The sequence below is a fragment of the Sorangium sp. So ce836 genome (assembly GCF_028553905.1).
Taxonomy (GTDB): domain Bacteria; phylum Myxococcota_A; class Polyangia; order Polyangiales; family Polyangiaceae; genus Sorangium; species Sorangium cellulosum_D.
Genome location: NZ_CP102233.1, coordinates 2,904,848 through 2,918,040 on the forward strand (window position 1 = coordinate 2,904,848; position 13,193 = coordinate 2,918,040).

Sequence of the window (13,193 nt, forward strand, 5' to 3'; positions counted from 1 at the left end):
TTGCCTTCCTCACAGCACAAATTGCTGCCTGGAAGCGGCGCGGTTCTGGATATCCTCGGCCACTGCGATGGGCTCTTCCGACGCACTGCACTGGCGAGCGCCGCGGCTCCCGGGGCCGCCGCAGGGGTACCGCTGATGCGCGCAGGGGACATCGTCGGCAACCGCTTCGAGATCGAGGGCCACGCCACCGCGGGCGGCATGGCGCAGATCTTCCGCGCCCGCGACCGGCTCACCGGCGAGCCGGTCGCGGTGAAGATCCTCCAGCGCCGGGGCCCCCAGGAGACGCACCGCTTCCTCCGCGAAGCGCAGGCGCTCGCCACGCTCCGTCACCCCGGGATCGTCGGGTACGTCGCGCACGGCGCGACCGACGGGGGCGAGCTCTTCCTCGCCATGCAGTGGCTCTCCGGCGAGACCCTCGCCGAGCGCTTCCTCCGCGAGCCGCTCACCGTGCCCGAGAGCCTCTCGCTCGGCGCGCGCGTCGCCTCCACGCTCGGCGCCCTCCACCGCCTCGGCGTCGTCCACCGCGACCTCAAGCCGAGCAACCTCCTGCTCGTCGGCGGCTCCGTCGACGAGGTCACCCTGCTCGACTTCGGCGTCGCGCGCGTCGCGGAGGCCGGGCAGGAGCTCACCATGCCCGGCGTGATGCTCGGCACCCCCGGCTACATGGCGCCCGAGCAGGCGCGCGGCGAGCTCACCATCGACGCCCGCGCCGACGTCTTCGCCCTCGGCTGCGTCCTCTACCGCTGCCTCACCGGCCGACCCCCGTTCGTCGGCAACGATGGCCTCTCCGTGCTCGTGAAGGTCCTCCTCGAGGATCCGCCCCGGCTCCGGGAGCTCCGCGGCGAGGTGCCCGCCGCGCTCGACGATCTCGTCATGCGCATGCTCGCCAAGGCCCCGCGCGACCGCCCCCGCGACGGCGCGGCCGTAGCCGCCGAGCTCGCGTCGCTCGGCGAGCTCGCGCCCGGCTCGCGGCGCGTCCCTCTGCCGATCGGCGGCCCCGCCCCCGAGCTCACCACCGGCGAGCGCCGGATGATCTGCCTCCTCCTCGCCCGCGACGGCGCGCTCGACAGCGACGCGACCCGGTCCGAGGGCGAGGACGCGCTCCGGGTGCGCGCGCTCAGCGCCCTCGCCGAGCGCCACCAGGGCCGCCTCGAGATTATCGAGTCGCGCTCGCCGGTCGTCGTGCTCTCGGGCGCCGTCGCGCCGACCGATCTCGCCGCCCGGGGGGCGCGGTGCGCGCTCGCGATGCAGGTGCTGCTCGGCGGCGCGCCCGTCGCGCTCGTCTCGGGGCGCACCGAGCTCAGCGCCCGCTCCCCGATCGGCAACCTCATCGATCAGGCCGCGGCGCTCCTCGCCGGCGACGCGGCGCGGCCCGGCGTCGTCCGCATCGACGAGGTCACGGCCGGCCTACTCGGCGCGAGGTTCGACGTCGGATCCGACCCCACCGGCCACCTCCTGCGCGGCGAGCGCGACGACCTCGAGGTGGTGCCGCGCCTGCTCGGCAAGCCGACGCCGTGCGTGGGCCGCGACCGCGAGCTGTCCCTCCTCGAGGCGACCTTCGTCCAGTGCATCGAGGAGCAGACCCCGTCCGCGGTGCTGGTCACCGCCCCCGCCGGCATGGGCAAATCGCGCCTGCGCACCGAGCTGCTCCGGCGCCTCCGGGCGCGCGGCGAGCCGATGGAGGTCTGGATCGCGCGCGGCGATCCGATGAGCGCCGGCGCCTCCTTCGGCCTCCTCTCGCAGGTGCTCCGGCGCGCGCTCGGCGTCGCCGACGGCACGCCGGCCGCGGCGGTGCAGCGCAAGATCCGCGAGCGCGTCGGCCGCCACGGCGAGGACGGCGCCCGCCTCGCGCCGTTCCTCGGCGAGCTCGTGGGGGCGCCCTTCCCGGACGACGAGAGCGAGGCGCTCCGGGTGGCGCGCCGGAGCTCCGTGCTCATGGGCGATCAGCTGCACCTCGCCTGGGAGGAGTTCCTGCGCGCCGCGTGCGCGGCGCAGCCGGTGCTGCTCGTGCTCGAGGACCTGCACTGGGGCGACCTGCCGACGGTGGCCATGATCAACAGCGCCCTCCGCAACCTGCGCGACGCGCCGTTCATGGTGCTGGCGCTCGGCCGGCCCGAGGTGCGCGAGATGTTCCCGAAGCTGTGGGCCGGCCGCGGCGTGCAGGAGATCGAGCTCACGGGGCTCTCGCGCCGCGCCGGCGAGCGGCTCGTGCGCCAGGCGCTCGGCAACGCGGCCGCCGACGAGGTCGTCGCCACGCTGGTCGAGCGCGCCGACGGTAACGCGTTCTTCCTGGAAGAGCAGATCCGCGCCGCCGCCGAGGGGCGGGGCGCCGCGCTGCCGGAGACGGTGCTGGCGATGGTGCAGGCGCGGCTCGAGGCGCTCGATCCCGAGGCGCGGCGCGTCCTCCGGGCGGCGAGCGTCTTCGGCCAGAGCTTCCGGCCCGCGGGCGTGGCCGCGCTGCTCGGCGGCGCCGACGCCGAGGTGGGGGACCGGCTCGCCGAGCTCGTCGAGCGCGAGGTGATCGTCCCGCGGCGGCAGCCTGGCCGGCGCGGCGACGGCCTCCTCTCCGCGATGTCGTCCTCCTCCCCGCGCGCGGGGGCCTTCGACGGGCCCGACCGCGACGCGCCCACGGCGTCCGAGGCCGCGGCGCTCGATCTCGGCGCGCTGGGCGAGGCGGGCGCGGCCGAGCCCGAGTACAGCTTCCGGCACGGCCTCGTGCGGGAGGCGGCGTACGGCGCGCTGACGGACTACGACCGGCAGCTCGGCCACCGGCTCGCGGGCGAGTGGCTGGAAGGGGAGGGGAAGGGCGACGCGGCGGAGCTCGCGGAGCACTTCGAGCGCGGCGCCGAGCCAGGGCGGGCGGCGGCGTGGTACCGGCGCGCGGCGGAGCAGTCCCTGCGCGGCAACGATCTCCTCGCCGCGATCCGGCACGCCGAGCGCGGCCTCGCGTGCGGCGCCGCCGGGGCGGAGGCGGGCGGGCTGCTCCTCGTCGAGGCGGAGGCCCGCGTGTGGCGCGGCGACTTCGCCGTGGCCGAGCAGCGCGCGCTCGAGGCGGCCGCGCTCTTCGAGCCGGGCTCGCCGCCCTGGTACTCCGCCGCGACCGAGGTGGTCCTGGCCGCCGGCAAGCAGGGGGCCCTCGACCGCGTGGAGTCCTGGGTGGCGACGGCGCGGGGCGCGTCGCCCGGCGAGGGCGCGCTCACCCGGAGGGACATCTGCCTCGTCGAGGGCGCCCTCTGGCTCGTCTTCGGCGGCCGCTACGCCGCCGCGGACGGGATCATCGCCGCGCTGGAGCGCAGCGGGGACGAGGGCCGGGCGCTCGACGTCGAGGTGCTCGCCAGGCTTTACGAGGCGCGCGCCATCCGCGCGATGACCTCCGGCGATCCCGGCGCCTGCCTGGAGGGCATCGAGGCGGCGCTCGCGGTGTTCGAGCGGAGCGGCGATCGCCGCAACGCCTGCTCGCTGCGGGTGAACCTGGGCGCCATCACCATGGAGCTCGGCGACTACGAGGGGGCCGAGGCCGCGCTGCGCGCCGCGATGCGCGCCGCGGAGCAGATGGAGCTCACGGACCTGGCCGCGTTCGCCCGCAGCAACCTGGGCAACGTGATGATCGCCCGCGGCGATCTCGACGAGGCGCGGCGGGTCGAGGCGGAGGCGATCGCGACGTTCCAGCGGCTGGGCGATCCGAGGGCCGAGGGGGTCGCCCGCGCCTACCTGGCGAAGGCGGCGCTGCTCGGCGGCGACCTCGCCGGCGCGGAGGCCGAGGCCCGCGCCGCCGCCGAGCTCCTGCAGAGCGCGCCGCCGCTGCGCGCCGCGGCGTGGGCGCTCTCGGCGCGCGTGCTGCTCCGGAAGGGGCGCGCCGACGAGGCGCTCGCGCTGTCCGGCGAGGCGCTCTCCCTCCTGGAGTCGCTCGGCGCGGTCGAGGAGGGCGAGTCGCTGATCCGGCTCGTCCGGGCGGAGGCCCTCTTCGCGAGCGGCCGGCAGGACGAAGGGATCGCCGCGATCGCGCGGGCGCGCCAGAGCGTGCTCGCCCGCGCCGGGCAGATCTCGAATCCTCGCTACCGGGATCGGTTCCTCTCGTCGCTCGACAACGGCGAGACGTTCGCGCTGGCGGCGCGGTGGCTCGGCGACAGCCACGCTCGGTGACGATGCGACAAGGGTGCGATGGATAACGGTGCGATCCACCGAACGTAGGATTCCCTCCCAGCGTCTCTCCCGGAGTCCTCGCGCCGCCCACGAGCACGCCTGACCGGCTGCTCGCTCGCCGTTTTTGCCATATCGACGCAGGTGCGGAATCTCTGAGGTTCCTCCCGAAATGCGTTGAGGAAACTCCTGATACATGTTTCAGTGGTTAATGAGGGGGCTATGCGAAATCGTACTGTATTCGCGATCTCGTTCCTGGGCCTGATGAGCGTCTGTTTGCCGGCCTGCGTGGGTGAGGCCGAGCCCTCCGAGGAGGACAGCGAGACGGCGGCGCAAGAGGTGTTCACGCGGAACGCGTTCACGAAGAACGCGCTCAAGGCCAGCGCGCTCACGACCGACAGGCTCGCGACGGCGGCGCTCACGGGCAATCCGCTGACCACCGACGCGATCGCCGGCAGCAGCGATGTCCTGAACGCGCTCCGGGATCCGCTGGCCCGCGAGTTCCTGAAGTACGCTGTGGGCTGCGCGCTCCCTGCGGGGCAGTCGGTGGAGGTCTCCCTGGACGGCGAGGCTCACGTCTTCGAGGGGGATGTCGGCCTTTCACCCGAGTGGGGCAGGGCGCACGGTCACTGCAACGCGCGATGCCAAGGGTGGGTGTCCGCCTGCATGCTGGCCAGGGTCAACCACCTCGGGGAGAGCGTCCCCATCTCGATGCGCGGCCAGAACAAGGCCCTTGAGCTGGAGACCGCGGAGCGGGAATCCTTCCCTCACCGGGAGGGGGCTTATTTCGGCGATCTCTTCGCGCCGGAGCAGCTCCGGTTCGCGTGCAGGTCGCCCGGGTCGACGCTCATCCGCCGCGTGTGCGGCGGGACGGGCGCGGACGCGGAGGGCTGCGTCGTCGAGGTCCTCGGCGAGTGCGACGATCACTGCGGCCTCCCGGCGTCGGACGGCAGCTTCCGGAACTGCTCCGGCGGCGGCCATACGACTCCGACGACGGTGACGATCTTCCGGCAGTAGCGGCTCAGGTCCCCGCCGCGGGCTCCTCGTCGCCCCCGAACAGGGCGCCGACGGGCAGCTCCACGGCCTCGAACGGCTCGCCGCGCGCGCGGTCGCCGGGGCCGGCGGTGAGCGCAGCGAGGTAGCCGTCTGCCGTCCAGCGCAGCACGGTGAGGGTCTCGTTCTGCGGGTCGACGATCCAGTAATGGGTGATCTGGAATCGGTGATAGACGCGTAGCTTCTTGACGAGATCGTTGCTGGCGTTCGAGGCGGAGAGCACCTCGCAGACCCAGTCGGGCCTGCTCTTCACGGGCCGACCGCTCGGGCGCTCGGGGGTGCGCTCGCGGCGCCAGCCGGCGATGTCGGGGCGGTAGACCTCCTGCGGATCGAGCTCGATCTCGACCTCGGGGAGGATCCACCACCCTCCGGGACGACCGCCGCCCGGGCGGCGATGGAAGGGGCCGCGCAGGCGGGCGATCACCTCGCCCTGCGCGTCGCTGTGCTCTGCGCTCGGGGTCGCCTTCTCGACGATCGCGCCGCCGATGACCTCGGCGCGCACGTCAAGAGGCAGCCGCGCGAGATCTTCGGCGGTGGCGCGACCGAGCGGCGAGGCAGTTGCCATGCCGGAAGTGTACCGCATCCGGCCGCGGGCCTCCCCGCGACGGCTCCCCGCTTTCGTACTACAGTCGCGCCGCCATGAACCGACGGCCGCCCGCCCTGCTCGCCTGTCTGCTCCTCGCCGCCTGCGCCTCGCCGGAACCCCGGCCGAAGGAGCCCCTCGGCCAGATCCCCGAGGCGACGACCACGGCGAAGCCCGAGTGGCTCCCCTTCCGCATCCGCGCCGGCAAGAGCGTCGCCGCCGATCCGCGCGAGAAGCACCTCGCCGACCTCCGGCAGCTCACCTTCGCCGGCGAGAACGCCGAGGCCTACTGGTCGCCCGACGGCAGGAAGCTCATCTTCCAGTCGACCCGCGACGGCAGCGCGTGCGACCAGCAGTACGTGATGGACCTGGAGAGCGGCGAGGTCCGCCGGGTCTCGAACGGCCAAGGCAAGACGACCTGCGGCTACTTCCTCTTCCCCGCGCCCCCGGCCCCGGCGCAGCCGCGCGTCCTCTTCGCCTCCACCCACGCCGCCGGCGAGGCGTGCCCGCCGAAGCCGGATCACTCGCAGGGCTACGTGTGGCCGCTCGACGAGTTCGACATCTACACCGCGAACGCCGACGGCTCGGATCTCCGCCCCCTCATCCAGGGGAAAGGCTACGACGCCGAGGCCACCGTCGCGTTCGACGGCTCGCGCCTCGTGTTCACGAGCACGCGCGACGGGGACATCGAGCTCTACACTGCGAAGCTCGACGGCTCCGACGTCCGGCGCATCACGAGCACGCCCGGCTACGACGGCGGCGCCTTCTTCTCGCCCGACTCGACCAAGCTCGTCTGGCGCGCGAGCCGCCCGACCGGCGCGGCGCTCGACGACTACCGCGCGCTGCTCGCCAAGGGGCTCGTCCGCCCGAGCGCCCTCGAGATCTTCGTCGCGGGCGTCGACGGGCAGAACCCGCGCGCGGTGACGAGGAACGGCCGCGCCAACTTCGCGCCCTACTTCCTGCCGGACTCGCGGCGGCTCGTCTTCGCCTCGGATTTCAGCACCCCGCAGGGCGCCCGGGGCATGCCGAACTTCGATCTCTACCTGGTCGACTCCGAGGGGCCCCCGGGGCCCGACGGCGTGCCGCCCGTCGAGCGCGTCACGTTCTACGAGGGCTTCGACAGCTTCCCGATGTTCTCGCCGACCGGCGAGCACGTCGTCTTCGCCTCGAACCGGTACGGCGCGAAGCCCGGCGAGACAAACCTGTTCGTGGCCCGCTGGGTCGAATGACCGCGCCGCCGCCGCGGCGCCGCGCGCCGCTCGCCCTGGCGTCGGCGTGCGCGCTCGCGGGCTGCTCCAGCGCCCCGGCGCAGCCGTCGCGCCCCGCCGCGGCCGTGCTCCCGCCGGCCGACATCGCGGGCGCCGCCTACGCCTCGCCGGCGCGCTGGAGCTACCACCCGGCGCCGCCCGAGGCCGCGGTCGCGTGGGCGCCGTCCACCGGCGGCGGCTGCGTCGTCGTGGCCCCGGGCGGCCAGCGCTGGACGGTGACGCCCGAGCCCCGGGCGGCCGCGGCGGCGCGACCGGACGCCGCGGCGCCGCCCGTCCGGTGCGCGGGGCAGGGCAGGACGAGCGCCGCGCCCGCGCCCGAGGAGCTCACCGCGATCGTGCGGCGCTCGCCGGCCTCGTGGATGTTCGTCGGCGCGAGCGGCGCGATCTACGAGGCCACCTCGCCGCTCGGCCCGTTCACGCGGACGCTGTCGCCGCCGGAGCCGCTCGTGCAGCTCGCGGGCGCCGGCGGCTCGCTGCTCGGGGTGACCCGGGCCGGCGGCGTGCTCCGCTGGCGCGAGGAGCTCGGGTGGAAGCCGGTGCCGCTCGACGGCGCCGCGGCGCAGGCCGGGTCCCCGCCGCGCGCCTTCGGCGTCGCGATGACCGAGGGCGGCCGCGCGCTCGCGCTCGCGCTGCCCGAGGCGCTGTTCGCGAGCGAGGACGGCGGCGCCACCTGGGCGCGGGCGCCGCTCCCGGCCATGGGCCTCTCGCGGGTCGGCGCGCTCGGCGGCGAGCTCCTCGCCGAGGGCCTCCTCGCGTCGGCGACCTGGGATCCGCGGCGCGCGCCCGCGTTCTCGCGCGGCGCGGCGACGCTCCCGCGCGCCGACGTCGAGCTCGCCATCGTGGCCCCGCGCGCGCCCTCCGCCGCCGCGGTGTGGCTCGGGCGGGCGGCGATCGCCGGCGAGCGGTACGTCGAGGCGGTGCGCCCGGACGACGCCGGCGCGCCGTGGCGCCTCGTGAGCGGCCCCATCGACGGGCCGCTCAAGGAAGCGCCGCTGCCGGGCACGGGCGAGTGCGGGAGCATCAGGCTCGGCGCGAGCGGCCGGCGGGTCGTCGCGGTGTGCGCCGAGCCGGACGGCGACCGCATCGTGGCGCGGGTGCTCCGCAGCGACGACGGCGGCGACGCGTGGTCGCCGGCAGCCACGCTGGAGACGGCCGACATCGACCAGGTCGGCGTCGCGGTGGCGCCCGAGGGCGCGGCGCTCCTCACCGGCGTCTGCAGGCCGAGCGACGGCGCGGACGGGTGCAAGCCGACCGCGCCGCTGCTCCTCACCCGCGACGGCGCCCGCGACGCGCGCGACGCGGTGACCCTCGCGGCGGCCCCCACGCTCAGCGCCCCCGCCGCGCTGCCCGCGTTCTCGGCGGACGGGCGCTCCGCCTATTTCCTCGGCTACCGCGGCAAGGACGAGCGCCTCGCGCTGTTCGTCTCGCACGACGGCGGCGAGACCTTCGCGCCGCGGCCGCTCGACGCGACCGCCGGGGCGCAGCCGGCGCCGGGGGGGGACGAGGACGAGGACGAGGACGCCGAGGGCGGCCCGGGCGAGGGCGCGTCGCCCGAGGGGCTCGAGATCGTCGAGGAGAGCGCGCTCCGCCCCGCGGACGACGGCGCCGTGGGCCTGCTGCTCTCGGATCGCGGCGCGCTCACGTACCTCACCGCCGACGAGGACGGCCGGGTGCTCACGGCGGCGGTCGCGCCGGCGGAGAGCGCGGCGCTCGCCGGCTTCGGGCGGCGCGTGGTCGCGCTCTCGGCGCGGGCGGCGCGCGCGCGCGCCGACGGCGAGGACGTCGCGGCGCTCTGGGAGTCGCTCGACGGCGGCGTGACCTGGGCGGAGCTCCCGGAGATGCCGGCGCTCTCGCGCGAGCTCGCCCAGGCGCCGGTCGCGGTCGCGTGCGGCGCGAGCGGCTGCCTCTTCGGCGACGCGGCGACCCGCGTCGGCTGGGGCGGCCAGGCCGAGGGCGCGCCGCCGCGCGCGCCGGAGCCTGCGCCGCGCACCCAGCCCGCCGTGCGCACGCCCATCGTCTGCGAGACGCTGCCGTCCTCGAAGTGGACGCGCGTCGACCACGTCGACTCGAGCGGCCTCGGCCTGCCCGACGCCGACGAGCTCCTGCGCGGCCGGTCGGTCTGGTCGTTGCTCACGCGCGCCCCGAGCGGCGCCATCGACGTCGTCTCCGCGACGCTCCCCGAGTCCGGCGCCGGCGAGGCGCGCGTCGTCACGCGATCGCTCCTGCCCGCGGTGCCGGCGGGGATCGGGGGAGCGCGGGTGGCGACCAACCTCACCGCGCAGATGGAGGGCTACGCCGCGGCGCGCGTGCGGCTCCCCGGCGGCGCGGCGAAGCCGGGCGCGCCGCTGCGCAACGTCGAGGTCGCGTGGGAGAACTGGCTGGACGGCACCTCGGGGCGCGGCGTCATCCCCGACGCCGGCCCGGTCGAGCTCGGCGACGTGAAGCCCGCTCCGGACGCCGCGCGAACGACGCCTCGGGGCGCGCGCCCGGAGGCCGGCCAGCGCCGCGCGCCCGCGCCGCCCCCCGAGGATTTCTACGACCCCGCGCTCCTGTCGGTCTCGCTGCGCGGGATCTTCCTCCGCCCGCACTCCGGCAGCGCGCACTCGGCGCTCACGTTCTTCTACGAGCCGCCCGGCAAGCTCCAGCGCTTCGATTTCCCGTCCTGGCCCGCGTCGGGCCTCCACGGCACGCTCGACGTGCGCGCCGACGCCGTCGTCGCGGACGGCCAGCCCGTCGGCGTGGGGATGGTCCGGCAGGCGTCGAACGGCCCGGTGACCGCGATGCTGCTCGCGCACCGCCCGGCCCCGGCGCCCACCGCCGGCGCGCCCACCCCGCCTGGCCCGGGCGCCGCGTGGGCGATCGACGCCGTGACCGTCGCGCCTCCCGCGGGCCGCGATCGGATCGTGCACACCGACTGGACCTACGCGGGCACGTCGATCGGCGTGACGACCCTGGTCGCCGATCCACGGCATGCGATCGCCTGGGCCCTGTTCCAGCCCTTTCGCAAGGACGGAACGCTCGGCCCTGCGCGGCCGCTGCCGACGCCGTTCGATCTCGGCGACGCGCCGCGCCCGTGCTCTGCCGCCGATCGCGCCGCGACCGCGCGCCATGAAGCGCCGCTCTTTCTGGGCAGCGAGGCCCTGTTCCCTGGCACGCGCCACCCCGTCGTCGTCATCGACGCCGCTGGCCCGTCGGGCGCGCCCGAGGTGATGGTGCTCCTGACCGCCTCCACGGTGCTCCACGGCACGCCGTCCGCGCCGTGCGTCGCCGGCTGGGATGCCCGGGCGATCGGGCGGGCTCCTCTTTCCGCGATCCTCCCCGGCGATCTCGCGCAGTCGTGGCTGTTCCGGGCCGCGGCGGGCTCGTCCGGCGCGACCGGCACGGCGATCGAGCTCCGCCGCATGACCTGCCGCTTCGATCCGGGCGCGAAGGTCCCGGAGGCGGTATGGAGCGAGCCGGCCACGGCCCGCGCCGAGCGCTGAGGGCGCGCGCCGAGCGCTGAGCGACGGCCGAAAAAGGACGGATGAAACGCAGCAGAGGGTGCGATGAAACGCTCCTGGATCTCGGCTCGCGGTAACCTTCTAGCGGTCCGCGTCTGCGCTTCGGCGCTTGCGTTCGTGGTCTGTGCGGCGATAGCCTGGCCTGCCTGAAAGGGAGGCGGCATGATCCGGAAGCGACGGCGGTTGGAGCTCAGGAAGACGCTGTTCCTGCTTCCGAACCTGATCACGCTCTCATCGATATTCTGCGGTTTCGACTCGATCCGGCGCTCGGCGACCGCGCAGTCGGAGGATGATTTCTACCGCGCCGCGCTGCTCATCGTCTTCGCGATGTTCTTCGACACGCTCGACGGGCGCGTCGCGCGGATGACGAAGACCCAGAGCGCCTTCGGCCTGCAGATCGACTCGCTGGCCGATATTGTCTCCTTCGGCGTGGCGCCGTCGATGCTCGTGTACCAGTGGACGCTGCACCGCTTCGATCTCGCGGGGTTGCTCGTGTCGTTCGTCTTCACGGCGTGCGGCGCGGTCCGGCTGGCGCGCTTCAACGTCCTCTCCATGGGCGAGGCGGGCAAGCCCACGAAGCCCTCGAAGTACATCGTCGGCCTGCCGATCCCGGGCGCCGCGGGGATCCTGGTCTCGATCGTGGTGGCCAACCACGCGGCCGCCGGCGACATCGGCGGCGAGCGCTACGCGCCGGCGATCCTCGTGACCACGACGATCCTGTCGCTGCTGATGGTCTCGACGATCCGGTTCCGCTCTTTCAAGGATCTCCGGCTCAACGTCCGCACGGTGCTCTTCGTCGCGTTCGCCGTCGGCTCGAGCGCGGTGATCTCGACGCAGCTGCAGCCTGCGTTCGTGCTCGTGTGGCTGCTCGGCTTCTACGTGCTGCTCGGGATCTTCGAGTCGCTCTGGCACCTGCCGGCGCGCCTCCGCGGCCTGTCGCGGGACTCGGCGCCTCCGCCCCGGGTGCCCCCTCCGGCCTGACGCGGGGCCCGGCCGCTGGCCGACCCCGGGCCGCCGGCATCGCGGCCCCACCGCTCGGGCCTGTTTTTGAGTAGACTGCCCGCGATGAAGAACCGCGTGTTCTTTCCGCAGGCCGCGCTCGACGACTGGATCGCGAGCGACCGCGTCGATCTGAACAACGACGAGCTTCTGATCAAGACCGAGGGCCGCCGCTACAAGATCATCGAGGCGATCCGCGTGCTCCGCGAGGTGACGGGCTCGGCGGACATCCACGAGGTCCTCGGCCGGGTCAAGACGCGCGCCTTCCTGCGGGAGCTCGGGGCGGAGATCCTCGAGGGGTCGATGATCATCGGCGACAACGCTTACGACGTGATCCCGGGGTTCATCGGCGCGCCGGTGGGCACGTTCGCCGAGCACCGCAAGGCCGCGCCCGCGTCGACCGCCACGAACAGCAGCCTGACCAGCGACGAAGAGCTCCTCGCCGCGTTCCTGACGAGCAAGATGTAGCGCCGCCGCACCGCCGCGCGGCGGTACCCGGTCCGGGCGCGGCGGCGGCGCCTCGGTCACCGGCGCCCCCGCCCCGACCGGGCGCGGCGGCGCCTCGATCACCGGCGCCCCGTCGGGCGCGACGGTGCCCCCGGCGCGGCGGGCGCCCCGGGGCTCCCGCCCACCCTCGAACGGCGGCGCCGTGCTGTCGGGCCGGCTCCGACGAGGGTACGCGCCCGCCTCCGAGCCCGGCGGGCCATCCCCGGTAAGGCAGGCTATAACGGGGGCCATGCCCGAGGTCATCTCCGGGATCAGCTTCGCGCTCGCGCTCCTGTTCTACGGTGCGGCCAGCGCGCTCTTCTTCCTCGACGTCGCCCGCAGCCGCGCGCGGCTCCCCTCCGCGGGGGAGCTCACGGGCCTGCTCGGCGGCGGGGCGCACGCCCACGATCCCGCCGCCCGGCCGAGCGCCACCGCCGCCGCGCGCGCCACACGGCACGCGCCCCTGCTGCTCGGCCTGGGCGCCCTCGGGCATGCGACCTACGTCACGCTCGCCAGCTTCGTCGCGCGCGTCTGCCCGGTCCACTCGGTCCACTTCATGCTCTCGGTCGCGTCCCTCCTCGCGATCGCCGTGTACCTCGTCGCCCGCCGTCGCTTCCGCATCGATGCGCTCGGGCTCCTCATCGGGCCGCTCGGTCTCGCCTTCCTGCTCGGCACCTTCTTCCTCGGCAAGCCGCACCCCGAGCCGAAGCTCAGCCCGCTGTTCATCGCGGCCCACGTCATGGCGAACCTGCTCGGGATCGCCCTCTTCCTCCTCGCCGGCGCCGCCGCCGCGCTCTACCTCGTCCAGGAGAAGCGCCTCAAGCGGAAGCGGCACGTCGAGCGCATGGGCAGCCTCCCGCCGCTCGACACCCTCGATCGCGCCGTCCACCGGTTCCTGATCGCCGGCTTCCCCTTGCTGACGCTCGGCATCGTCACGGGGACGTACTGGGCGCACCAGCTCGAGATGGGCAGCACCGAGGAGGTGATGCGCGTCATCTTCGGCTACGCCACCTGGCTCCTCATCGCGCTCGTGCTGCTCCTGCGCGCGGCCGCCGGCTGGCGCGGCCGCCGCGCCGCGTACGGCACCATCGCGGGGCTCGCCTGCGCCGCGGCGGTGCTCGTGATCTACCTCATCCGCCCCGCCGCGGGGCTCGGAGGCTAGCG

The 13,193-nt window shown here is 75.0% G+C and carries 8 protein-coding genes; 7 read left to right on the top strand and 1 reads right to left on the bottom strand.

Going from position 1 to position 13,193, the window contains the following annotated elements:
* The first annotated feature begins 135 nt into the window (after positions 1-135).
* Both NQZ70_RS10470 and NQZ70_RS10475 read left to right on the top strand, forming a co-directional pair.
* Positions 136-4,143, top strand: coding sequence for a serine/threonine-protein kinase (locus NQZ70_RS10470; RefSeq protein ID WP_129574089.1), 4,008 nt, complete (start codon positions 136-138; stop codon positions 4,141-4,143).
* Positions 4,144-4,362: 219 nt separating this feature from the next.
* Positions 4,363-5,157, top strand: coding sequence for a hypothetical protein (locus NQZ70_RS10475; RefSeq protein WP_237245208.1), 795 nt, complete (start codon positions 4,363-4,365; stop codon positions 5,155-5,157).
* 4 nt (positions 5,158-5,161) lie between these two features.
* On the opposite strand, the gene NQZ70_RS10480 is transcribed toward NQZ70_RS10475, so the two are convergent.
* A complete protein-coding gene (locus NQZ70_RS10480; protein WP_129574090.1) occupies positions 5,162-5,758 on the bottom strand; it encodes a Uma2 family endonuclease in 597 nt (198 codons plus the stop codon).
* Between the two features lie 74 nt (positions 5,759-5,832).
* On the opposite strand from NQZ70_RS10480, the gene NQZ70_RS10485 reads away from it, so the two are divergent.
* The 5 genes from NQZ70_RS10485 to ccsA all read left to right on the top strand — a co-directional run bounded on the left by NQZ70_RS10485 (position 5,833) and on the right by ccsA (position 13,191).
* Entirely contained in the window at positions 5,833-7,005 is a 1,173-nt protein-coding gene (locus tag NQZ70_RS10485) for a PD40 domain-containing protein (RefSeq protein WP_129574091.1), read from the top strand.
* On the top strand, positions 7,002-10,526 hold the full coding sequence (locus NQZ70_RS10490; protein ID WP_272828179.1) for a hypothetical protein: 3,525 nt from the start codon (positions 7,002-7,004) through the stop codon (positions 10,524-10,526). The genes NQZ70_RS10485 and NQZ70_RS10490 overlap by 4 nt, the downstream gene beginning before the upstream one ends.
* A 180-nt stretch (positions 10,527-10,706) precedes the next feature.
* Entirely contained in the window at positions 10,707-11,525 is an 819-nt protein-coding gene (gene pssA, locus NQZ70_RS10495) for a CDP-diacylglycerol--serine O-phosphatidyltransferase (protein WP_129574093.1), read from the top strand.
* Between the two features lie 84 nt (positions 11,526-11,609).
* Positions 11,610-12,011, top strand: a complete 402-nt coding sequence (locus NQZ70_RS10500; RefSeq protein WP_129574094.1) for a hypothetical protein — start codon at positions 11,610-11,612, stop codon at positions 12,009-12,011.
* 268 nt (positions 12,012-12,279) lie between these two features.
* Positions 12,280-13,191 carry a cytochrome c biogenesis protein CcsA gene (ccsA, locus tag NQZ70_RS10505; protein ID WP_129574095.1) on the top strand — a complete coding sequence of 304 codons (912 nt, stop codon included), beginning with the start codon at positions 12,280-12,282 and terminating at the stop codon, positions 13,189-13,191.
* The last annotated feature ends 2 nt before the right edge of the window (positions 13,192-13,193 follow it).

Coding starts and splice junctions, on each gene's coding strand:
- NQZ70_RS10500 (WP_129574094.1), top strand. CDS start 11,610: ATGAAGAACCGCGTGTTCTTTCCGCAGGCCGCGCTCGACGACTGGATC.
- ccsA (WP_129574095.1), top strand. CDS start 12,280: ATGCCCGAGGTCATCTCCGGGATCAGCTTCGCGCTCGCGCTCCTGTTC.
- pssA (WP_129574093.1), top strand. CDS start 10,707: ATGATCCGGAAGCGACGGCGGTTGGAGCTCAGGAAGACGCTGTTCCTG.
- NQZ70_RS10475 (WP_237245208.1), top strand. CDS start 4,363: ATGCGAAATCGTACTGTATTCGCGATCTCGTTCCTGGGCCTGATGAGC.
- NQZ70_RS10485 (WP_129574091.1), top strand. CDS start 5,833: ATGAACCGACGGCCGCCCGCCCTGCTCGCCTGTCTGCTCCTCGCCGCC.
- NQZ70_RS10480 (WP_129574090.1), bottom strand. CDS start 5,758: ATGGCAACTGCCTCGCCGCTCGGTCGCGCCACCGCCGAAGATCTCGCG.
- NQZ70_RS10470 (WP_129574089.1), top strand. CDS start 136: ATGCGCGCAGGGGACATCGTCGGCAACCGCTTCGAGATCGAGGGCCAC.
- NQZ70_RS10490 (WP_272828179.1), top strand. CDS start 7,002: ATGACCGCGCCGCCGCCGCGGCGCCGCGCGCCGCTCGCCCTGGCGTCG.